Below are 22,559 nucleotides of genomic sequence, written 5' to 3' on the forward strand. Positions count from 1 at the left end.
AGGTCCTCAGGCTTGCGCGCACCTGTAAGGCTCTGATCCGCGCACCAGCCCAGGATTTAGGGGCGGGGGCTGCGCTTAAAGATGTGTGGCCGGCACCCTAGGGTACCGGCCACAACCATCAGTTCAAGCGAACTGGAAACCTTACAGTGCGTTGACCTTCTTGGAGATCGCCGACTTGCGGTTTGCTGCGTTGTTCTTGTGCAGAACACCCTTGCTGACAGCCTTGTCCAGCTTGCGGCTGGCAGCTACCAGGGCAGCAGCAGCTGCATCCTTGTCCGTGGACTCAACGGCGGTGTTGACGGCGCGGATGGCCGTCTTCAGCTCGGACTTGACTGCGTTGTTGCGCAGGCGTGCCTTCTCGTTGGTGAGGATGCGCTTCTTCTGGGACTTGATATTCGCCACGTGTGAACTCTCTTTTTAATGCGGAAATGGTCTAGAGGGCTTTCAAGCTGGCCATTGACTGAGCGGCGTGGGGATACCTATGGCGGCCAACCATCAGTGGCCGTCGACCTGCACGGACACACAGCTATAAAGAGTAGCAGGTCAGCGGCAGCTCTTGCCATTTCAGGGCTTAGGCCCAGCCGTGTCGCCGGCGCAGGGAGGAGGCCACCCGATCGAACCGGTTACGGTCCAGCACGGCACCCTCCCGCCGGATGCCGTCCGGGCGGAGCTGGAGGACGCGGTCCAGCCGGGCCTCGCTGGGCCGGCCCTGCCGGTCCCAGCCGCCAACTCCGATGTCCACGTAATCCGCTGATGCCGCAGAATCGGGAACACGGTCCCTGCTGGTCAGCATCAGTCCGAGCAGGTAGCGGCCGTTGCGGCCCACCAGCAGCACAGGACGGTCCTTCCCGCGGCTGTGGTCTTCCTCGTACGGCACCCACGCCCACACCACTTCCCCGGGATCCGGTTCACCATCCGGCCTGGCCGCATACCGGACAGTGAATTTCCCGTGGAAGTCCCCGGGGTAGCCAGCAGCGGCGTTTGACCTGCCCTGGACCTGCCCGTCGCCGGAAGCCGGTCCAGGCCGGCCCGGGGTGCGGCGGCCGGCTGCCCCTGCAGCGCTTCGCACCTTGTGGAGTGTTCGCAGGCCCGTCCTGACCGCGTCCTGCAGTGATCGGAGATTGAAAACCATCCAGCCACCCTATAGCGGCCTCCCGCGCGGAGGAATGCTGGCGGGAACTCCCTTTAGGATGCGGTGCGGCAGGCCTTGACGTGGGACACTGGAGGTTGAAAATGTGCGGCCAGCCCGCGGGCCGCCCACGGCGCGCCCAGGCGGATGGCCGTGTGAATGCCAAGAGTAAGGACCCCTGCGTGTCTCCCATGGCCCGCACCGCACCGGTGCCCGCCGCGACAGATCCGGCCATTATTCGGAATTTCTGTATCATCGCGCACATTGACCACGGTAAGTCCACACTGGCCGACCGGATGCTGCAGTTCACCGGCGTGGTCCAGTCCCGGGACATGAAGGCCCAGTACCTGGACCGGATGGACATTGAGCGCGAGCGCGGCATCACCATCAAGTCCCAGGCGGTCCGCATGCCGTGGGAACTCGACGGCACCAGCTACGCGCTGAACATGATCGATACACCCGGACACGTTGACTTCACGTATGAGGTCTCCCGCTCCCTCGCGGCATGTGAAGGGGCGATCCTCCTCGTGGACGCTGCCCAGGGCATCGAGGCCCAGACCCTGGCCAACCTGTACCTGGCCATGGAAAACAACCTCACGATCATCCCCGTCCTGAACAAGATCGACCTCCCGGCAGCGCAGCCGGAGAAGTACGCGGCGGAGCTGGCCAGCCTGATCGGCGGAGATCCGGAGGACGTCCTGCGCGTTTCGGGCAAGACCGGCATGGGCGTGGAGGCGCTGCTGGACAAGATCGTCCGCGACCTGCCGGCTCCCCAGGGCGACGCCAATGCCCCTGCGCGCGCCATGATCTTCGACTCGGTGTATGACACCTACCGCGGCGTGGTCACCTATGTCAGGGTGGTGGACGGCATGCTGCACCCCCGCGAACGCATCCAGATGATGTCCACCCGGGCCACGCACGAACTCCTTGAGATCGGGGTGAGCTCCCCGGAACCAACCCCCTCCAAGGGCCTGGGCGTCGGGGAAGTGGGCTACCTCATCACGGGTGTGAAGGATGTCCGCCTGTCCAAGGTGGGCGACACCGTGACCAACCTTGCCAAGCCTGCCGCGGACTCGCTTCCCGGCTATGCGGATGCCAAGCCCATGGTCTTCTCCGGTCTGTACCCGCTGGACGGCACGGACTACCCGGTGCTGCGCGATGCGCTGGAGAAGCTGATGCTCAACGACGCCGCCCTGGTCTACGAGCCCGAAACGTCCGCCGCCCTTGGCTTCGGCTTCCGTGTTGGCTTCCTGGGCCTGCTCCACCTTGAAATCACGCGCGAGCGGCTGGAGCGCGAGTACAACCTGGACCTGATCTCCACCGCCCCCAACGTGGAATACGAGGTCACGCTGGAGGACAAGAAAGTGGTCCACGTGACCAACCCCAGCGAATACCCCTCCGGCAAAATCTCCGAGGTCCGCGAGCCAATGGTGGCCGCCACCATCCTGGCCCCGAACGAATTCGTCGGAGCCATCATGGAGCTCTGCCAGAGCCGCCGCGGTGTGATGGGCGGCATGGACTACCTGTCCGAGGACCGGGTGGAAATCCGGTACCGCCTTCCACTGGCCGAGATCGTGTTCGACTTCTTCGACATCCTGAAGTCCAAGACCCGCGGCTACGGTTCCCTGGACTGGAAGGCCGACGGCGACCAGGTGGCCGACCTTGTCAAGGTGGACATCATGCTCCAGGGCGAGCAGGTTGATGCCTTCTCCGCCATCACCCACCGCGACAAGGCCTACGCGTACGGCGTCATGATGACCACCAAGCTGCGCGAGCTCATTCCCCGCCAGCAGTTCGAGGTGCCCATCCAGGCGGCCATCGGCTCCAGGATCATCGCCCGCGAAAGCATCCGCGCCATCCGCAAGGACGTCCTGGCCAAGTGCTACGGCGGTGACATCTCCCGTAAGCGCAAACTGCTGGAAAAGCAGAAGGAAGGCAAGAAGCGCATGAAGATGGTAGGCCGCGTCGAAGTCCCCCAGGAAGCCTTCATCGCTGCGCTCACCACAGACGAGTCCAAGGACAAGGCCAGGAAGTAGTGGTTACAGCGGCCGGCAGTGCAGGAGGACCCTGCAGTGCCTAGCGTTCTTCCCCTGGGCGACCCGGCGCCGTCGGACGGTCTGCTGCCCCGCCAGGCAGCCGACGGTGCGGCGGACCGGGCATTCGGGCTCTATGTTCACATCCCGTTCTGCGCCGTCCGCTGCGGCTACTGCGACTTCAACACCTATACCGCCACGGAGCTCGGTGGCGGCGCCTCGCAGGATGCCTATGCCGCCACCGCGGCCTCGGAAGTGTCCCTGGCAGCCAGCGTCCTTGCAGAATCCGGCCTCCCCGCGCGGCCGCTCAGCACAGTGTTCTTCGGAGGCGGCACGCCAACCCTGCTCCCCGCGGAGGACCTGGCCCTGATCCTGGGGCGCGCCATCGACCAGTGGGGCATCGAGGATGGCGCCGAGGTCACTACGGAGGCCAACCCGGACTCGGTCACCCCGGAATCCCTTGCCGTCCTGAAGGAGGCCGGGTTCACCCGGATTTCGTTCGGCATGCAGTCAGCCGTTCCGCACGTCCTCAAGGTCCTTGACCGGACCCACACGCCCAGCCGCGTGCCGCAGGTAGTGCAGTGGGCCCGGGACGCCGGGCTGGCCGTCAGCCTGGACCTCATCTACGGCACGCCGGGGGAGTCGCTGGACGATTGGCGGTACTCGCTCGAGACCGCCCTGTCCTACCAGCCGGACCACATCAGCGCTTACGCGCTGATTATCGAGGACGGGACCAAGCTCGCGGCACAGATCCGCCGTGGTGAAGTTCCGGGGATCGACGACGACGACCACGCCGACAAGTACGAGCTCGCCGATGAATTGATCACCAAAGCAGGCCTTGCCTGGTACGAGGTCAGCAACTGGGCCCGCACGCCCGGACAGGCCTGCCGCCACAACCTCGCCTACTGGCGCGGCGACGACTGGTGGGGGATCGGGCCCGGAGCCCACTCGCACGTGGGCGGTGTCCGCTGGTGGAACGTCAAGCACCCCACTGCCTACGCCGGACGCCTTGCACAAGGAATGTCACCGGCGGCGGGGAGGGAAACCCTGGATTCGGAAACCCGGAATATGGAGCGGGTGATGCTTGAGGTCCGCCTCCACTCCGGCCTCGAGATCGCTTCGCTCGGCGCCACAGGGCGGCGCGAGGTCGCCGGACTGATCGCGGAGGAACTGGTGGATGCTGCCGCCGCTTTCGCGGGATGGCTGGTCCTCACGCTGAAGGGCAGGCTGCTGGCGGACGCGGTGGTGCGCCGGGTCCTGCCGGACTAGCAGTTTGTAGGCCGGGAACCGGTGCCGGGAGCCGGCGGGGACTACTTGATCCAGCGCAGGTTGTACGGGTAGCGGTGCGGCTGGCCCTTGTTGACATGGATGCCGGCTGCCACGGAGAAGCAGGTCAAGGCGATCCAGATGAGGGTGGCAATCACGGCAAAAATGTTGCCGACCACCGGAACAAACACCAGGATGTTCGCCACCACAGCAGCGATGGTGGGCGGCAGGCTGAAGTTGAGCGCTTCCTTGGACTCCTGCGCCGTGAAAGGGCCCCGGTCCCGGAAAATCAGGTAGATCAGCAGAGCCGGAACGCAGCCCAGGATTCCGCCGAAATGGGCCATGGTGGCCCACTGCCGGTCCTCGCTGGCTGTCAGGGGCAGCGCATTCGCCGGAACGCCATGGTATTCCGAACGGCCCTGGCCGCCCTGGGTGTCCCTGTGATCGCGTGCGTTTTCTGCCACAGTCTGTTCCTTCTGAAAGTGCAATGGAGATGGCTAAGAGTGCATAGAGGTTGCGCCAGCCTGCAACTACCGCAGGTTCCGCACTACCAAGAATACTGGCTGGACGCCCAGAAGTTGCCTTGGGCTCCAGGCGCAGCGGCAACGGGGTACCTGTCAGGGAACCGTGAGGAAATCAATGACTTCCTCTACCCTCCCCAGCAGGGAGGCTTCCAGGTCCGCGTAGGTGCGGACCGCACCCAGCAGCTTCTGCCACCCGAGACCGATGTCCTCCTTGGTGGCATGGGGCCAGCCGAACGCGGCGAGGATACCGGTCTTCCAGTCCTGCCCGCGCGGCACCACAGGCCATTTTTCGATGCCCAGGACAGCCGGCCGGATCGCCTGCCAGACGTCCACATAGGGGTGGCCTACGATCAGCACGTTCCCGGCAGCACCCGGCGAGGCCATGACGGCGTCCGCGATGCGCGATTCCTTGGAGTCCGGCACCAGGTGGTCCACCAAAACTCCGAGGCGCCGGCCCGGTCCGGGCCTGAACTCGGCTACCGCGCCGGCAAGGTCGTCGATGCCGTGGAGGGGTTCGACGACGATGCCTTCCACCCGAAGGTCGTCTCCCCAGACCTTTTCCACCAGTTCGGCGTCGTGCTTTCCCTCAACCCAGATCCGGCTGGCCTTGGCGACCTGCGCCCGCTGGCTGGCCACCCGGACCGAACCCGAGGCTGTCCGGCCGGCTGCAGCGGCGGGAGCCTGGCGGGGCGCCGGCGGGAGGAGCTTGATAGCCTGCCCTTCGAGGAGGAAGCCGAACCCCAGGCGGAAAGACCTGGACTTGCCGCGCCTGTCCTCGAGTGCCACCACATGCATGCCGCCGGACTTCTCCACGCGGGTCACGGCGCCCACCCAGCCGGACTGGACGTCCTCCAGCACCATTCCGCGCTCAACAGGCACTTCAGGCAGGGCAGCCCTGGACGGAGCGGACATGTCCTGGGGTCCCCAGTTCTGGTAATGCATTGATTCACTCCGCCTAGCGCTCGATCACAGGTCCGGAATTTCGCCCGGAGCGGTACCAATGCTAGCAACGGGCAGAGGCATAATAGACTGTTAGCACTTGGGCATGTCGAGTGCTAAACGATGGGCGGCACAGCGCGGGCGGCGCTGCCGCCCCAACCCTGGATGGAGGTGGAGTGTGAGCGAGCCACGCAAACTTGAAGTACTCCGTGCCATCGTGGAGGACTACGTCCATTCCCGCGAACCCGTGGGATCCAAAGCCCTGGTGGAGCGCCATCATCTCGGTGTGTCCAGCGCAACCATCAGGAATGACATGGCAGCACTGGAGGAAGAGGGCCTGATCACGGCCCCGCACACCAGCGCCGGGCGGATTCCGACAGATAAGGGATACCGGCTCTTCGTGGACCAGATCTCTGCCGTCAAGCCGCTCTCCCCGGCGGAGCGCCGCGCCATCCAGTCCCTGCTGGAAGGATCGGACGACCTGGACGATGTCCTGGACCGCACTGTCCGGCTCCTGTCCCAGCTGACCAACCAGGTTGCCGTGGTCCAGTACCCTCACTTGAGCAGGGCCCTGGTCCGGCATATCGAATTTGTCCTCCTCGCCCCGCGAAAGGTGCTGGTGGTGTTGATCGCCAACAGCGGCAAGGTGGAGCAGCGCGTTATCGACGTCGGCCAGGACCTGGGGGATGACGCCTTGGCGGGCCTGCGGGCACGCTTCCTCGGATCGCTTGCCGGAACGCCGCTGAGCCAGCTCTCCCAGTCCCTGCCTGCCGTGGTGGCCACGGCTGCCCCGGGGCAAAGGCAGGCGGCGCAGGCCCTCGCTATCGGCCTGGAAGCCCTGGCGCAGAGCAGCCGCGAGGAACGCATGGTCATGGCCGGCACAGCGAATTTGGCGCGGTCCAACGTGGACTTCCCACTGAGCATCGGCCCGGTGCTGGAAGCCCTGGAGGAGCAGGTGGTCATGCTCCGCCTGCTGAGCGAGATGGCGCAGGACCACCGCGGAGTGGCTGTCAGCATCGGCCGCGAGAATCCCTACGACGGACTGGCCGAGGCATCGGTGGTGGCCACCGGCTACGGCCCGGACAGCGCAGCAAAGATCGGCATTCTGGGACCAACACGCATGGACTATCCCACCACCATGGCCGCGGTCAGGGCCGTCGCCCGCTACCTTTCCCGGATCCTGGGCCCCTGAGGCCCGGCCGGGACCACTGGACACCCACAGCATTTCCAGCAGTCCAACTGCAGGCAGTACAACAAGGAAGAGATACGAACTTTGAGCAGCCACTACGACGTCCTTGGAGTCTCACCGGAGGCCACGGGAGAAGAGATCAAGAAGGCCTACCGCAAGCTGGCACGCACCCTGCACCCGGACGTCAACCCGGGTGAGGATGCGTCGGACCGCTTCAAGGCAGTAACCCACGCCTACGAAGTCCTGTCGGATCCCCAGAAACGCCGGGTCTACGACACCACTGGCAACGAAAACGGGACGGACAACGGCTTCGGCGGTGGCGGATACGCCGGCCAGGGGTTCGCTTTCCAGGACATTTTCGACACCTTCTTTGGTGCCGGCGGTTCCACCGGCCCGGCCTCCCGGGTGCGGCGCGGGCAGGACGCCCTCATCAGCGTCCGGATCGAACTCCGCGACGCTGTCTTCGGTGTGAACAAGAAGCTCGATGTGGACACCGCCGTCACGTGCCCAACCTGTGAGGGTTCCTGTTGCCAGCCCGGCAGCCATCCTGAACGCTGCGACATTTGCGGCGGCAGCGGCCAGGTCCAGCGCGCCGTCCGTTCCATCCTGGGACAGGTCATGACGGCAGCCCCGTGCGGAACCTGCGAGGGTTTCGGCACCGTCATCAAGGACCCGTGCAACGAGTGCAGCGGCCAGGGACGCATCCGGAGCCGCCGTTCGCTGACCATCAAGGTTCCCGCCGGCGTTGCCACCGGAACGCGGATCCAGCTTTCCGGCCAGGGCGAGGCAGGCCCGGCCGGCGGACCGTCCGGTGACCTTTACGTTGAGATCCGCGTGAACAACGACGCCACCTACGTACGCGACAACGACGATCTCCACGCCACCCTGCACATTCCGATGACGGCGGCCGCCCTGGGCACCGAAGTGAGCCTGGAAACGTTCGACGGGCCACAGGAAATCGACGTCAAGCCCGGGACCCAGTCCGGTGAGATCATCACTCTTCGTGGACTTGGCGTCACCCACTTGCGCGGTTACGGCCGCGGTGACCTCAAAGTGCATCTCCAGGTTGAGACGCCCGCCAAGCTTGATGCCGCACAGGAAGAGCTCCTGCGGCAGCTGGCCAAGATGCGCGGTGAACAGATCACAGAGGGCAAGCTTGCGGCCAGCGGCGGCATGTTCGCCAAGCTCCGGGACCGGCTCGGTAACCTGTAGCGGTGAGCAACCCTGTCTTTTTCACCCCGCCCGGGTCCCTGGACCACATGGTGGCGGGGCAGGTCTTCGTCCTCGAGGGGACCGAGGCGCGGCACGCCGTCACGGTCAAGCGGCTCACCCCGGGTGAGCCAGTCGACATCGTTGACGGAGCCGGAACGCGGATGAGCGGACGGGTGCTTGCGGCCACGCCCGCACGACTGGAGGTGGAGTGCGCCTCAGTGGCTGTTGAGGAGCGGCCGTCCACGAGGCTGGTGCTGGTGCAGGCCCTGGCCAAGGGCGACAGGGATGAACTCGCCATCGAAACGGGCACTGAACTCGGGATCGACGCCGTTATACCCTGGCAGTCCGAACGGTCCATTGTGCGGTGGAAGGGCGACCGGGCGGCCAAAGCCCACGCGAAGTGGCAGTCGGTGGTGGCGGCGGCAGCAAAGCAGGCGCGCCGCGCGTGGGTCCCCGAGGTGCGTCCCGCCGTCGACACCGCCGCGCTGGCCGGCCTCGTGGAGGCCGCGGGGCTGGCAGTCATCCTCCATGAGGACGCCGTGCGCCCCCTGCGCGCGGTTCTGGAAGCCTCTTTGGTCGCGGACGGAACGGAACCCCGTGAAGTGCTGCTGATCGTCGGGCCGGAAGGCGGCATCAGCCCCAGGGAAGTGACCAGGCTCTGCGGGAAAGGCGCCGTCACCGCCCTGCTGGGGCACCATGTCCTACGCTCGTCAACGGCCGGACCGGCCGCCGTCGTGCTTGCCAGCGACATCCTTGGCCGGTGGACCGCTCCCTCACCCTGACCAGCCCGGCGTGCCCCGGCCGGGTAGGCTACCGGACCTTGAAAGCCCGCGAATCCTCATTCTGGTCCGGCTGATCCCCGGTACCGGCCTGTGCCACCTTCAATTCGTAGTCCCCGGCCGGAAGTGTGAGGGCCAGCGTAAACAGTCCTGCCTGCCCTGGCTCGGCGGCCGCCGTCGTCTCCCCAGTCAGGAACGGGACCTTGCTTCCGTCATCTTCCGTCCGGAGGATCTGCCAGCGGAGCTTGCCTCCGGACAGGGTGCTGCGGCCGGTGATCTTGACGCTCCCGGCCGCCACTTCTGAGTTCTCCTGCGGATCAATGATCCAGACTGGGGCCACCATGCCGGCGGCCCTCGTCATAAGGTCACCCAGCTGGATATGGCCGAAAGCAACGTAGTCCGTGTGCCCGTCCACCAGGATCCGCACGCGGATCTGCTGCCCGGAATCGATAAGCCCTGAACTGGCCGCAGCAGCGCTGGCCGTATACACAAGTTGCTGGACAGCGCGGCCGGCCATATCGGCGTCGAGGTTGCTGTTGAAGGCGTCCTCAGACACATCCACCGTGATGACGTCCTTGCCGGAGATGGACGTGGCCAGCTTGCCGGGATTCTGCCAGGGGGTGAAGAAATCCGGGTCAAGGGGCTTGTCCGACATCATGGCCCGCAGGGCCCTCGTTACCGGATTCTCCTGCTCAGGCACTTCCCTGAATTCCCGGTAAAGGAAGATGCTGCTGTTGCTCCGGCCAATCCAGTAGACCGGGGCCTTGTTGGACGACTGCGTGGTTTCGAGCGGCGCGCTCGTGGAAGGCGCGGTGCCGGTGGCGGCAGGGCCAGAGCCCAGAAGGGTAGTGGGGGAGGGGTCCGGCTCGGCCAGGCAGCCCGTCAGGAGCGGAGCCGCCAAGAGAACCACTGCCAGGACGGCAGGGCGCACAATGCCGCCACGTCGTCCTGCCCTGCGGGGCGCAGCAGATTCCGGCACGTTTGTTGCCTGTCCTTCCATGAATGGCTGGCCGCTCCCCAAGCGGCAATCCAGCAGCGGCTGGATTTCCAGCATGGCACAGGGCCCGAAGCTGAAAGGCCGGATACGGGCCTCGGGGAGGAACTGCAACGGGAACGATATGAGGCCGATATGAAGTTGATACCTAATGGCGGAACGGGCGGCGCCGTCCAGGCTTCCCGAAGGGTCTTGCCGTTCCCCTTTTCAGAGGTTGATGGGGTCCTGGCGTAAGATGGAAGGGTCGCTGGTCGAGGCGCAACCGGTCCATCGTCGAAGGGCCCTGTCGCCGGCCGCCAGCAGCGGGAATTGTCCGGTACTTTGAGGGGATCACGGGCCTGCGGGCCACCACTATGACTGAATCAGCGAATGGCAAGCGCCGGCTCAACACGGGAGAAGGCGCTGCGGGGGAATTTCCCCATTCCCTCCCCGGCAGCCGGACCGAGGTAGTCCTTTTCGACAACTCCGACCAGATGGTCCAGTCCCTGGGCAGCCATGACGAGGCACTGCGGTATATCGAGGAACAGTTTCCGGCCGTCAACTTCCATGTCCGGGGCAATGAGCTCTCGATTACAGGGCCTGCCAGCGACGTTCCCCGCATCATGCGCCTCCTCCACGAGGTCCGGGGGCTCGTGGCCCGCGGCACGGTGATCAGCCCGGCGGTGCTGCAGCAGCTTGTTGCACTGCTCCGTACCCAGTCCCTGCAAAACCCCGTTGACGTACTGACCCACGACATCCTGTCCAGCCGCGGAAAAACCATCCGCCCGAAGACGCTGAACCAGAAGACCTACGTTGACTCCATCGACACCAATACGGTGATTTTCGGCATAGGTCCGGCAGGTACAGGCAAGACCTACCTCGCGATGGCAAAGGCCGTCCAGGCACTGCAGCAAAAAGAGGTCAGCCGCATCATCCTGACCCGCCCCGCCGTTGAGGCGGGAGAGCGGTTGGGTTTCCTCCCCGGGACCCTGAGCGACAAGATCGATCCGTACCTGCGCCCGCTCTACGATGCACTGCACGACATGATGGACCCCGAGTCCATTCCCCGGCTGATGGCAGCAGGCACCATTGAAGTGGCGCCCCTCGCCTACATGCGCGGCCGGACGCTCAATGACGCCTTCATCATCCTTGACGAGGCCCAGAACACCACGCCGGAGCAGATGAAGATGTTCCTTACCCGGCTTGGCTTCGGATCCAAGATGGTGGTCACCGGGGACGTCACCCAGGTTGACCTGCCCTTCGGCACCCGCTCCGGACTCCGCATCGTGGAGGAGATCCTCCAGGGCATCGAGGGCGTCAGCTTCTCGGTCCTTGACGCCGCAGACGTCGTCAGGCACAGGCTGGTGGGTGACATCGTCAACGCCTACAGCATCTGGGATGAAACCCAGCGCAGCCGGGTAAAACATTCGGCCGGCGCCGCTAAACGGGGGGAACACGCGTGAGCATCGAGGTCAACAATGAATCCGGCGTCCAGGTGGACGAAGCGGAAATCGTGGCATTGTCCCGGTACATCTTTGAACAGCTGTATATCCATCCGCAGGCTGAACTGTCCGTCCTGCTGGTGGACGAGCCCGCGATGGAGAAGCTTCACATCGAACTGATGGATGAGCCCGGCTCCACCGATGTCCTGTCCGTACCCATGGACGAGTTGACTCCCGGGACGCCGGACCGTCCCACCCCCCAGGGCATGCTTGGCGATATTGCCATCTGCCCGCAGGTTGCCCGGGTGCAGGCCAAGAACGCCGGCCACTCACTGCAGGACGAGATGCTCCTGCTCACCACGCACGGGATCCTCCACCTGCTGGGATACGACCATGCAGAACCCGAGGAGAAGGCCGAGATGTTCGGGCTCCAGCGTGAGCTCCTGTCCGGCTTCACCGGCAAAGAAGCGCCCGCCGAGACCACCCAGTGACGCCTCTGCTCCTCGTCGCAATGGCCTTGGCTTTCCTGGCTGTTGCGGCCGTCTTGACTGCGGCCGAAGCGGCCTTCAACTTCATTCCGCGGCATGACGCGGAAGACGCCCTGCTGAAGAGCCGCGGGACCGCCCTGCGGCAGATCCTCTCCCATCCGGTGGCGCACATCCGGGCGCTGCGGTTCTGGCGTATCTGGTTCGAGATGGCCTCTGCCGTTGCCGTCGCCGTGCTGCTCTACAGCCTGCTGGACAACGTGTGGCTTGCCGGCCTTGCCGCCACCGGCATCATGGCCTTGCTGGGCTTTGTGATCGTCGGTGTCTCCCCGCGCCAGCTTGGCAGGCTGCATTCCGCTGCCGTGGTGCGCTCCACCGCTCCGATGATCCGCTTCCTGACCTGGGTCCTGGGGCCAATTCCAGGCTGGCTGGTGACGCTTGGCAGTACCGCTGCCCCCGGAGCCCCCGGCGGGGACGAGGCGTTCTTCAGCGAGCAGGAATTCCGTGAACTTGTTGAACGTGCCAGCGAGTCCGACATGATCGAGGACACCGAGGCGGAAATGATCCAGTCCGTTTTCGATTTCGGTGACACGCTTGTCCGCGCCGTGATGGTGCCGCGCACGGACATCCTCACCATCGAAGCGGGGTCCAGCCTGCGGCAGGCGATGTCCCTCTTCCTCCGCTCCGGCTACTCCAGGATCCCGGTCATCGGCGACAGCACGGACCAGATTCTCGGCATCATCTACCTGAAGGACGTTGCGGCCGTCATTCACGAACTGGCACCGCACGAGGAACCGCCGCTGGTGGAGTCGCTCGCCCGGGAAGTACGGTATGTGCCGGAATCGAAGCCCGTCAGCGACCTGCTCCGGGAGCTCCAGAAGGAGTCCACGCATGTTGCCATCGTGATCGACGAGTACGGCGGAACTGCCGGACTTGTCACCCTGGAGGACCTCATCGAGGAAATCGTGGGTGAAATCGTGGACGAGTACGACACCGAAAGTGCCGAGGCCGTGGAGCTCGACGACGGATCCTACCGGGTCAGCGCCCGCATGGGCATCGATGACCTGGGCGAGCTGTTCGACATCGAACTCGATGATGATGAAGTGGACACCGTTGGCGGCCTGCTCGCAAAAGCGCTGGGCCGCGTACCCATCGTGGGAAGCACGGTGGAAGTGCAGGGCGTGTCCCTGCGGGCCGACCGGCTGGAAGGCCGCCGCAACCGCGTCAGCCATATCATTGCGGCGCGGGTGGCAAAAGAAGACACTGACCTTGAGGACCTCTTCCAAGAGGCGGAAGCAACCCAGCAGGGAGTTTCACGTGAGCAAGAAAAATAAGGGCGAAAGCCACGACGATTTCGGTGGTTTCCGCGCAGGGTTCTCGGTCCTGGTAGGCCGGCCCAACGCGGGCAAGTCCACCCTGACTAACGCGCTGGTGGGCAAGAAGGTGGCCATCACGTCCGCTAAGCCCCAGACCACCCGGCACACCATCCGCGGCATCGTCCACCGGCAGGACGCGCAGCTGATCCTGGTTGACACACCGGGGCTGCACCGCCCCCGCACACTCCTGGGCAAGCGCCTGAACGACCTCGTTGCCGACACACTGGCGGAGGTGGATGCGATCGGGTTCTGCCTCCCCGCCAACGAAAAGATCGGCCCCGGCGACAAGTTCATCGCCGCGCAGCTGGCCGCCGTGGGCCGCAAGCCCGTGATCGCCATCGTCACCAAGGCCGACACTGTGGACCGCCAGGCCCTGACGGAACAGCTCCTGGCCGTGGCCGCCCTCGGCCGGGAAGTGCTGGGGGAGGAAGGGTGGAAGGACATCGTTCCCGTCTCCGCCACTGACGGCTTCCAGGTGGACACCGTCGCTGACGTCCTCATCAGCCACATGCCGCCGTCTCCTCCGCTGTACCCGGACGGTGAACTCACCGACGAGCCGGAAGCCGTGATGGTGGCGGAACTTATCCGGGAAGCGGCCCTCGAAGGCGTTCGGGATGAGCTGCCGCACTCCCTCGCCGTGGTGGTGGAAGAAATCGTTCCCCGGGAGGACCGGCCGGACGACAGCCCGCTGCTTGACGTGCGGGTGAACCTTTATGTGGAGCGTCCTTCCCAAAAAGCAATCATCATCGGCAAGGGCGGCAGCCGTCTGCGTGAGGTGGGCACCAATGCGCGCAAGGGCATCGAGGCGCTCCTGGGTACACGCATCTACCTGGACCTCCACGTGAAGGTGGCGAAGGACTGGCAGCGGGACCCGAAACAGCTGGTGAAGCTGGGCTTCTGAGCCCTTTACAAGGCGCGGCCGCTGGACCGCCCGGCAATTTCCCAGCCTGGACCACTAAAATGGGCCGGATTTCGAATTTAGAGGAAGGTTCACCACGTGGGGCTAGGCCGCGAGAAGCGCGACGACGGAGCTGAAGTGTCATCCGGGGGACCCGTGTCCCGGCACGCGGAAGGCGGCACCCTTGGCGCCGCCCGCCACCTGGGGCACCTGCGCGGCATGCCGGTGTGGCTGAAGGTTGTTACCGCCGTCGTTTCCGTTGCCATGATTGGCGGCATTGCATTCGCCGGTTTCTGGTTCCTTCGGCTCCAGAACAACATCTCCAAGGCCCCGCTGAACGCCGGCGGCGGCAACAACGAACAGGTGAGCGACGCGACCGGACGGATGCAGATCCTGATTCTCGGTTCGGACACGCGCGACGGTGAAAACGCCGAGTACGGCACCGCGGACGATTCCCGTGGCTACGGCAAGTCGGACGTCATGATGATGATGGACATCTCCGAGGACAACAAGCGCGTCAGCGTGATCAGTTTCCCCCGGGACCTGCTGGTGGACATTCCCGAATGCAAGGATGAGGAAACCAACCAGGTTTATCCCGCCCGCAGCGGCGTGATGATCAACGAGGCCATGGCCGAAGCCGGCATAGGCTGCGCAGTGGACACCGTCAACCAGCTCACCGGCCTGGAGGTGGACCACTTTATGATGGCCGACTTTACCGCCGTGAAGGAACTGTCCAACGCCGTCGGCGGCGTCGAAGTCTGCATCAGCGACGCCGTCTACGATCCCGATTCGCGCCTTCGGCTGCCCGCGGGCACATCAGCGGTCCAGGGGGAAATGGCCCTCGCGTTCCTGCGGACGCGCCACGCCTTTGCCGACGGCGGCGATTTGGGCCGGATCAAGGCCCAGCAGGGCTTCCTGTCCTCCCTGACCCGCAAGATCAAGGACGACGGGACGTTGTCGGATCCCGGCAGGATGCTTAAGATCGCCGACGTCGTCACCCAGAACCTGACCGTGGATGAAGGTTTGGCCTCTGTGCCCAGCCTGCTCACCATCGGCAACCGGCTCAAGGATATCGACATCAGCAAGGTCGCCTTCGTGGCCGTGCCCACCACGCCGGCGCTGGCCGATCCCAACAGGCTGCAGATCGCCGAGCCCGCCGGTTCCCAGCTGTTCGCCGCCCTCCGGCAGGACGTCGATCTGACTGATCCGACGGCGCCTTCCCCGTCCCCTTCGGAAACCTCCGCACCCCCCACGGCAGCCCCCACCGAGACGGCTCCTCCGCTGCCGCCTTACGACAAGGCCGTACAGCCCGTCACCGTGGCCAACGGCACCGGGGTTCCCGGCCGCGCACAGGAAATCGTGCAGGCCCTGATCTCGGGCGGCTTCACCCAGGCCGGCCAGTTCGAGGCCACAGCGGTGGAGCAGTCGGTGGTGTACTACGGCACGGACTTCGCGGACGTGGCTGCGGATGTCGCCGCCGTGCTGGGGATCCCTGCCGCACAGGTGGTGCCCGCCCCCAACATCGCGGGTGTCCAGGTCTACCTGGGCACCGACTTCACCACCGGGATCACCTACGGGGCTCCAGCCGCGCTCCCGGACGATATCGTCAACCAGACGGCGAAGGATGCGTCCTGCCAGCAGGCCAACCCGGCACTGATCGTCCAGGGTTAGCCACCGGTCCTGGGCGCCAGGAGGATCTGGACGGCCTCGATCCGCTTGCCCAGGCCTGATGTGCCCGCCGTTCTGCCGTCAGCGACCCATGACTGCCAGCCCACATCCTGCACATGGGCGCGGTAGTGGATCCTGTAATGGTTCGCCATCTCACCGGTCAACCTGAGTTCAAACGCTTCCAGGCGTAGCCCCTGCCCAACCGTGCCAATCGGAGTGGCCGAGGATGTCCACGGCTGCCAGCCGATCGACTGCACATGCCCCCGCCACTCGATGTCCCCGGAATAAGCGGTGCTGGACACGGTGAGGTGCAACGCCTCAACCCGAAGGGACCTGCCCGTAGTCCCGGCGACGGTCCCATCCGAAACGTCCGCCGTCCAGCCGAGGTTCTGAACGTGGGCGGCATACACGGCAGTGAATGCCGGTGCGAGCTTCGGAACCAGCTCGATCGAAACGGCCTCCACCTGCCGCCCCTGTCCGACGGTGCCAACCGTAGCTCCGTCGACCCCGTACGGCTGCCAGCCGATGTTCTGTACGTGGGCGCGATACCTGATGCTGTACTGCGAGGCCAGATCCCCCGTCAACCGCAGCTCGAACGCTTCAAGGCGCAGACCGAGCCCCGTGGTTCCAATCGGGGCCGCCGACGTTGTCCACGGCTGCCAGCCGATGTTCTGGACATGCCCCCTCCACAGAATGTCGCCCGAGAGGCGGTCTCCTGCCACCGACAGCCGCAACGCCTCCATTGGCAGTGACCGTCCGGTAGTTCCTGCGGAGGCACCGTCCAGGACGCTCGGCTGCCAGCCGATCGTCGCGACGTGGGCCTGATAGACCCCGATGCACGTCATGTCATAGTCGTAGGTGCCGTCGGTCCATTGTGAGATGTGGACGGTGCCGCCGGAGAAGCTGTTGTTCACGCAGAGGTCGGACGCTTCACTGGCGAAATCGAGATGTCCTGCCGGTGACCAGACGGGCACGTCAGGAAGCTGCCACGATCCGGTGATAGCCTCCCAAGCGCTCACATAGGAGTAGATCCCGTGTGGGTACCCGGCATGCGACAGTGCGGCCAGGAGCCCGGAGATGACGTACCGGTTCTCCTGCCGTTGTGTTGCTGTCGAGCTGGGCCAGGGCTGTTGCGGGCGGGGCTCGACGTCGACCCATATTCTCTCCGGCCGCCATCCCACCTCGTTGAGAGATGCAAGAGCCGCGCGACCCTCGGCGTACCCGACGTTGCGCAGCCGGTCCGGCCTGGTGTCTACAGGCCAAGGGCCGTCGTCGCCGTAGGTGTCGTACTGCGCGGCCGTGGGGAACGTAGCCATTGCGTAGGCCTGAGCCCGGACGCCTTGGTCGAGCACCCACTGGAACTGCCCGTCCAGGCAGGGGTTCTCGGTGAACGCGAGTCCACGCGTTAGCCCAACGATCACGAACTCCGTGTCTTCCGGCGGCATCGGAAGACCGCCTGGGCACTGTGGCCACGAAAAGTCGTGTCCGTAGTCGACTGCTCGTGCGGGTGGGGCGAACAGCACGCCGAGCGCCAGCACAAGTAGAGCCGCCAGGAGCCGGGGTGTGGATGCCCGGGAGCGGCGGCCTGGGCGAAGAGCACCAAGGCCGGCCATGATGGCCCCCTTTTCGAAGGATGACCAAATTATCCCACTCGGCCACCTTCACCGCTATCCGGCGGATCACGCGTCGCTGCAGAAGGCTGTCCGCGCGGATCTCCAAGCGCGCTCATTCCCGCGGCTCAGCCGTTACAGCTCCGTTTCCGGCGGAGCGGGAGGTGAAACTGCGCCCCAGGAGTCGGACCCGGGTTTCAGCCCTGCTCCCGGGAGCAGTTCGACGTGCCGGCCTTTTGGCGTTCGGCTACCAGATACTGACGCGCTCCTCCGGTGGCATCCACATGCCGTCCTGTTCCGAGACCTCAAAGGCGTCGTGGAAAGCATCCAGGTTTTTCGCGATGGCGTTGGTGCGGAACTCGTTGGGGGAGTGCGGGTCCGTTGCCAGCCGGCGGATGGCTTCCTCGGGGCGGATGACCTGGCGCCAGCCCGCCGCCCAGGAGGCGAAGAAGCGCTGCTCCCCGGTCAGGCCGTCCAGGACGTCCGGTTCCTTCCCGTCCAGGCTGATGCGGTATGCCTTGTAGGCAATCGCCAGGCCCGCCAGGTCACCAATGTTCTCACCCAGGGTGAGGCGCCCGTTGACGGTATGTCCGGGGGCTGCGTAGGGCGAAAGTGCATCGTACTGGGCAACCAGTTTTGCGGTGAGCTTTTCGAACGCCTGCCGGTCCTCTTCAGTCCACCAGTTCCGCAGCGCCCCGCCGCCGTCGAACTGGGACCCCTGGTCATCAAATCCGTGGCCGATCTCATGCCCGATGACGGCGCCGATGCCGCCGTAGTTAACGGCATCATCGGCGTCGGCCGTGAAGAACGGGGGCTGCAGGATCGCTGCCGGGAACACGATCTCGTTCATCATGGGGTGGTAGTAGGCGTTGACCGTCTGCGGGGTCATCAGCCACTTGTTGCGGTCCACCGGCTTGCCCACCTCGTCGAGGTGCCGGTCGACGTCGGCGTTGTGCGCCCGTTCAACGTTGCCCAGGAGGTCGGTGGGGTCGATCTCGACCGCGGAGTAGTCAATCCACTGGTCCGGGTAGCCGATCTTCGCCCGGAAGCCCTCCAGCTTCCGGAGCGCCTCGGCCTTCGTGGCGTCGCCCATCCAGCCGACGGCCGTGATGCTCTGGCGGTACGCCTCTGTCAGGTTGGCGACGAGCGCCTGCATCCTGGCTTTGTGGGTCTCGGGGAAGTGCCGGGCCACGTAGATCTGCCCCACAGCTTCTCCCAAAGCCGCTTCGACGACGGCCACCCCGCGCTTCCAGCGGTCCTTGTTCCGGGGGGTGCCGCTGAGGGTGGTCCCGTAGAAGGCGAAGTTGGCGTCCACGAAAGCGGATGAAAGGTACGGTGCGGCTGCACCCACCACCCGCATCGCCAGCCATTCCTGCCAGTGGGCCAGCGGCTCGGACTCGAGGAGGGCAGCGGCGCCGTCGAAGAACGGAGGAGTGCTCATCACGATCTCCTGCCGCTTGCCGGCATCGATGCCGGCGGCTTCAAACCAGGTGGCCAGCAGCGGGAACAGCGCTGATGCCTCCTCCGCCGTTTTCAGGTTGTACGTCTTTTGAGGATCCCGAAGGGTGACGTTGTCCCAGTGGTGGGACGCGAGCCTGCTCTCCAGGGCAACCACACGCCCGGCGGCTGACGCCGCATCGGCAACGCCCGCCAGGCCGAGCATCGTCTCCACGTGCGCGGCGTACGCGGTGACCATCGGCGCGAACTTGTCTTCCCGGTAGTAGGACTCGTCGGGCAATCCGAGGCCGCCCTGCCCGGTATACAGCAGAATCCGGTCCGGGTTGCCAGCATCCGGTGCTGGGTAGATGTAGAAGAGCCCACTGACATCGGCCCGGAACAGGCGGCCCGCCAGCGACACGAGGTCCGCCACGGAAGTGGTGGCGAACACCTCTTCAAGCCGCCGGCGGATCGGTTCAAGGCCCTTCGCTTCAACAGTGGCCTCGTCCATGAAGCTGCTGTAAAGGTCCCCGATTTTCCGTTCAATCCCGCTGGCGGCACCGCCCTTGGCCGCGGCTTCTTCAATAATGTTGCGGACTGCGATCTCGGAACCGTCCCGGAGGGCGGTGAAGGTGCCCTCGAGCGGCCGGTCATCGGGAATTTCCGTGGCCTTCAGCCATGCGCCGTTGACGTGCTGGTAAAGGTCATCCTGCGGCCGGACCGTGTGATCAATGGTGGACGGGTCGATCCCCGAAATGGGCACTGAAACTCCTTCTGATGGAGAGCGGCGGCAGGAAGAACAGCGCGCAGCGTCTGCATGGTGGACTTTACTGACGGTAGTGCCCTTTCATCTTACGCACCCGTGTTACCCTCAAAAGGTGCGTGCAGAGCTCCTTCTTCTTAGCTGCCGCGGCGAGGCCTCAGACGCGATCTAGCGCAAGGCCCACCCTCGCTGCGGAGTTTGTGTTGCCCGGCCACCCTTTCAACGTTGAACCACAGAAAAGGCCCCGATAGTAATGCGAAACGCACAGAAGCCCTCAGGAATGCCCGCCCACCGCTACACGCCGTTCCAGGACCAGATCAAGGTTGAACTGCCGGACCGCACCTGGCCGGACAAGGTTATTACCAAGGCCCCCCGCTGGTGCGCGGTGGACCTGCGCGACGGCAACCAGGCACTGATCGACCCGATGAGCCCGGCCCGCAAGATGAAGATGTTCGACCTGCTGGTCCGGATGGGCTACAAGGAGATCGAGGTCGGCTTCCCCTCCGCTTCGCAGACGGACTTCGACTTCGTCCGCCAGCTGATCGAGGGCAACCACATTCCTGAGGACGTCACCATCCAGGTCCTGACCCAGGCACGTGAGCACCTGATCGAGCGCACGTACGAGTCGCTGGTGGGTGCCAGGCAGGCCATCGTCCACCTCTACAACTCCACCTCCGTGCTGCAGCGCCGCGTGGTCTTCAACCAGGATGAGGACGGAATCCTGGACATTGCGCTCCAGGGCGCCCGGCTGTGCAAGAAGTACGAGGAAACCCTCGCGGACACGCACGTGACCTACGAGTACTCCCCGGAGTCCTTCACCGGGACCGAGCTGGAGTACGCGGTACGGGTATGCAACGCCGTCGCCGATGTCTTCGAAGCGTCCGCGGACCGCCAGGTCATCATCAACCTGCCCGCCACGGTGGAAATGGCAACGCCCAACGTCTATGCCGATTCCATCGAGTGGATGAGCCGCCACCTGCACCCGCGCGAGGGAATCATCCTCTCCCTGCACCCCCACAACGACCGTGGTACCGGCGTCGCCGCCGCCGAGCTGGGCTACATGGCCGGGGCGGACCGGATCGAAGGCTGCCTGTTCGGCAACGGCGAGCGGACCGGCAACGTGGACCTGGTCACCCTGGGCCTGAACATGTTCGTCCAGGGCATCGACCCCATGATCGACTTCTCGAATATCGACGACGTCCGCCGGACCGTGGAGTACTGCAACCAGCTGCCCGTCCCGGAGCGTTCACCCTACGGCGGCGACCTCGTGTTCACGGCGTTCTCCGGCTCCCACCAGGACGCCATCAAGAAGGGCTTCGAGGCCCTCGAGCGGGACGCCGCTGCCGCGGGCAAGGATGTTGCCGACTTCACCTGGCAGGTCCCGTACCTGCCCGTCGACCCCAAGGACCTGGGACGCAGCTACGAGGCCGTCATCAGGGTCAATTCCCAGTCCGGCAAGGGCGGCGTCGCCTACCTGCTCAAGAATGAGCACAGCCTGGACCTGCCGCGCCGCGCCCAGATCGAATTCTCCGGCGTTATCCAGAAGCGTACGGACACGGTGGGCGGCGAAGTCAGCGGCGCCCAGCTGTGGCAGGTCTTCCAGGACGAGTACCTGCCCTCCGGCAGGACTGACGGCCAGTGGGGCCGCTACGCCCTGGGTGCCGTCAAGACGGAAACGGACGACGACGGCGGCATGACGCTGCACGCCTCCCTCACCATTGACGGTGTGCAGGTCAGCCGTACCGGCACGGGCAATGGTCCCATCGCAGCGCTGCTGGGCATCCTGCGGGAAGACGGCGTGGACGTCCGTGTGCTCGATTACAGCGAGCACGCCCTGTCCGAGGGCGGCAGCGCCATGGCCGCCGCCTACGTCGAATGCGCCGTGGGGGAGCGGGTGCTCTGGGGCGTCGGCATCGACGCCAACACCAGCATGTCCTCCCTGAAGGCAGTCATCTCCGCCGTGAACCGCGCCATCCGGGACGCCCAGGCCTAAGCACCGCACTGCCGTGCCGCCGGACGCTTCCGGCGGCACGGCAGCATGCGGCACGGCTGTGCCGGCAAAGAATGGGAAGATAGAAGGCGTGGCCCAACACTCTTTCGCCTCCCGCGCGTACCGGGACGACGCCGTGGTGCTGCGCACCCACAAGCTGGGTGAGGCGGACCGGATCATCACCCTGCTGACCAAGCACCATGGCCAGGTCCGGGCGGTCGCCAAAGGGGTCCGCCGCACCAGCAGCCGCTTCGGCGCGCGGCTTGAGCCGTTTATGGTGGCGGACCTCCAGCTTGTGTCGGGCAAAACCCTGGACATCGTGACCCAGGCCGTGGCCAAGGGCGCTTACGGCGGCAACATTGCCGCAGACTACGGCCGTTACACGGTGGCGGCGGCCATGACCGAGACAGCCGAGAAGCTGACCGACGTGGACGGCGAGGCCGGGACAGCACAGTACAACCTTCTGGTGGGTGCGCTGGCGTCCCTCAGCAGGGATGAACATGCCGCCGGACTGATCCTCGACTCCTATCTTTTGCGGGCACTGGCCACCGGCGGCTGGGCACCCAGCTTCACGGACTGCGCCCGGTGCGGCCTGCCGGGCCCCCACACTGCATTTTCGGCTCCCCTGGGAGGAATGGTCTGCAGCGGATGCAGGCCGCCTGGTTCCCCGGCCCCGGCGCCGGAGACTGTGGTGCTGCTGGCGGCGCTGCTGACCGGTAACTGGACTACGGCGGACGGCTCCCTTCCCGCGCACCGGAAAGAGGCCGCGGGCCTGGTGGCCGCATACCTGCAATGGCACCTCGAACGGGTGCTGAAGTCCCTTAAACATGTGGAGCGTAGCTGACA

Annotated in this window: 19 protein-coding genes; 12 read left to right on the top strand and 7 right to left on the bottom strand. The window is 65.3% G+C overall.

Features of this window, described 5'->3' with window-relative positions; all coding sequences use genetic code 11:
* Positions 1–141 precede the first annotated feature (141 nt).
* Positions 142–402: a 30S ribosomal protein S20 gene (gene rpsT, locus HTS88_RS00230; protein WP_011692086.1), complete on the bottom strand. Its 261-nt coding sequence runs from the start codon at positions 400–402 to the stop codon at positions 142–144.
* Between the two features lie 169 nt (positions 403–571).
* Positions 572–1,132, bottom strand: coding sequence for a type II toxin-antitoxin system PemK/MazF family toxin (locus HTS88_RS00235; RefSeq protein WP_174174356.1), 561 nt, complete (start codon positions 1,130–1,132; stop codon positions 572–574).
* A 179-nt stretch (positions 1,133–1,311) separates the two neighbouring features.
* Here HTS88_RS00235 and lepA point away from each other — a divergent pair, with 179 nt between their 5' ends.
* Complete coding sequence (lepA, locus tag HTS88_RS00240) at positions 1,312–3,165, top strand: translation elongation factor 4 (protein ID WP_174174358.1); 1,854 nt, start codon at positions 1,312–1,314, stop codon at positions 3,163–3,165.
* Between the two features lie 36 nt (positions 3,166–3,201).
* A complete protein-coding gene (hemW, locus tag HTS88_RS00245; protein ID WP_174174360.1) occupies positions 3,202–4,431 on the top strand; it encodes a radical SAM family heme chaperone HemW in 1,230 nt (409 codons plus the stop codon).
* Between the two features lie 41 nt (positions 4,432–4,472).
* Here hemW and HTS88_RS00250 read toward each other — a convergent pair whose 3' ends face one another.
* Both HTS88_RS00250 and HTS88_RS00255 read right to left on the bottom strand, forming a co-directional pair.
* Positions 4,473–4,892, bottom strand: a complete 420-nt coding sequence (locus tag HTS88_RS00250; RefSeq protein WP_066275976.1) for a DUF4870 domain-containing protein — start codon at positions 4,890–4,892, stop codon at positions 4,473–4,475.
* 153 nt (positions 4,893–5,045) lie between these two features.
* The gene (locus HTS88_RS00255) at positions 5,046–5,894 is read right to left on the bottom strand and encodes a DUF3097 domain-containing protein (RefSeq protein WP_174174362.1); all 849 of its coding nucleotides are present in this window, start codon (positions 5,892–5,894) and stop codon (positions 5,046–5,048) included.
* A 175-nt stretch (positions 5,895–6,069) separates the two neighbouring features.
* Here HTS88_RS00255 and hrcA point away from each other — a divergent pair, with 175 nt between their 5' ends.
* The 3 genes from hrcA to HTS88_RS00270 all read left to right on the top strand — a co-directional run bounded on the left by hrcA (position 6,070) and on the right by HTS88_RS00270 (position 9,074).
* Complete coding sequence (gene hrcA, locus HTS88_RS00260; RefSeq protein WP_174174364.1) at positions 6,070–7,083, top strand: heat-inducible transcriptional repressor HrcA; 1,014 nt, start codon at positions 6,070–6,072, stop codon at positions 7,081–7,083.
* A gap of 81 nt (positions 7,084–7,164) precedes the next feature.
* Positions 7,165–8,292: a molecular chaperone DnaJ gene (gene dnaJ, locus HTS88_RS00265; RefSeq protein ID WP_174174366.1), complete on the top strand. Its 1,128-nt coding sequence runs from the start codon at positions 7,165–7,167 to the stop codon at positions 8,290–8,292.
* 2 nt (positions 8,293–8,294) lie between these two features.
* Positions 8,295–9,074 carry a 16S rRNA (uracil(1498)-N(3))-methyltransferase gene (locus HTS88_RS00270; protein ID WP_174174369.1) on the top strand — a complete coding sequence of 260 codons (780 nt, stop codon included), beginning with the start codon at positions 8,295–8,297 and terminating at the stop codon, positions 9,072–9,074.
* A 28-nt stretch (positions 9,075–9,102) separates the two neighbouring features.
* Here the strand turns inward: HTS88_RS00270 and HTS88_RS00275 are convergent, their stop codons facing one another.
* Positions 9,103–10,050 (bottom strand): GerMN domain-containing protein, encoded by a 948-nt coding sequence (locus HTS88_RS00275; protein ID WP_251420090.1) that lies wholly within the window; start codon positions 10,048–10,050, stop codon positions 9,103–9,105.
* 368 nt (positions 10,051–10,418) lie between these two features.
* Between HTS88_RS00275 and HTS88_RS00280 the strand changes: the two genes are divergently transcribed.
* The 5 genes from HTS88_RS00280 (at position 10,419) to HTS88_RS00300 (ending at position 15,916) form a co-directional block, all read left to right on the top strand.
* Positions 10,419–11,507, top strand: a complete 1,089-nt coding sequence (locus HTS88_RS00280; protein ID WP_066275962.1) for a PhoH family protein — start codon at positions 10,419–10,421, stop codon at positions 11,505–11,507.
* Positions 11,504–11,977 carry an rRNA maturation RNase YbeY gene (gene ybeY / locus HTS88_RS00285; protein WP_174174373.1) on the top strand — a complete coding sequence of 158 codons (474 nt, stop codon included), beginning with the start codon at positions 11,504–11,506 and terminating at the stop codon, positions 11,975–11,977. The genes HTS88_RS00280 and ybeY overlap by 4 nt, the downstream gene beginning before the upstream one ends.
* The gene (locus tag HTS88_RS00290) at positions 11,974–13,305 is read left to right on the top strand and encodes a hemolysin family protein (RefSeq protein ID WP_174174375.1); all 1,332 of its coding nucleotides are present in this window, start codon (positions 11,974–11,976) and stop codon (positions 13,303–13,305) included. The genes ybeY and HTS88_RS00290 overlap by 4 nt, the downstream gene beginning before the upstream one ends.
* Positions 13,289–14,248, top strand: a complete 960-nt coding sequence (gene era, locus HTS88_RS00295; RefSeq protein WP_174174377.1) for a GTPase Era — start codon at positions 13,289–13,291, stop codon at positions 14,246–14,248. Before HTS88_RS00290 ends, era begins: the two co-directional genes overlap by 17 nt.
* A gap of 216 nt (positions 14,249–14,464) precedes the next feature.
* On the top strand, positions 14,465–15,916 hold the full coding sequence (locus HTS88_RS00300; RefSeq protein ID WP_174174770.1) for an LCP family protein: 1,452 nt from the start codon (positions 14,465–14,467) through the stop codon (positions 15,914–15,916).
* Here HTS88_RS00300 and HTS88_RS00305 read toward each other — a convergent pair.
* Together HTS88_RS00305 and HTS88_RS00310 are read right to left on the bottom strand one after the other, a co-directional pair.
* On the bottom strand, positions 15,913–17,358 hold the full coding sequence (locus HTS88_RS00305; RefSeq protein ID WP_246255864.1) for a hypothetical protein: 1,446 nt from the start codon (positions 17,356–17,358) through the stop codon (positions 15,913–15,915). The genes HTS88_RS00300 and HTS88_RS00305 overlap by 4 nt on opposite strands.
* A 412-nt stretch (positions 17,359–17,770) precedes the next feature.
* Positions 17,771–19,723 (bottom strand): M13-type metalloendopeptidase, encoded by a 1,953-nt coding sequence (locus tag HTS88_RS00310; RefSeq protein ID WP_174174381.1) that lies wholly within the window; start codon positions 19,721–19,723, stop codon positions 17,771–17,773.
* Positions 19,724–19,976: 253 nt separating this feature from the next.
* On the opposite strand from HTS88_RS00310, the gene leuA reads away from it, so the two are divergent.
* Both leuA and recO read left to right on the top strand, forming a co-directional pair.
* On the top strand, positions 19,977–21,716 hold the full coding sequence (leuA, locus tag HTS88_RS00315; protein ID WP_174174383.1) for a 2-isopropylmalate synthase: 1,740 nt from the start codon (positions 19,977–19,979) through the stop codon (positions 21,714–21,716).
* A gap of 88 nt (positions 21,717–21,804) precedes the next feature.
* Positions 21,805–22,557, top strand: coding sequence for a DNA repair protein RecO (gene recO / locus HTS88_RS00320; protein WP_174174385.1), 753 nt, complete (start codon positions 21,805–21,807; stop codon positions 22,555–22,557).
* The last annotated feature ends 2 nt before the right edge of the window (positions 22,558–22,559 follow it).

The sequence above is a fragment of the Pseudarthrobacter oxydans genome (genome assembly GCF_013314975.1).
Lineage (GTDB): Bacteria > Actinomycetota > Actinomycetes > Actinomycetales > Micrococcaceae > Arthrobacter > Arthrobacter oxydans.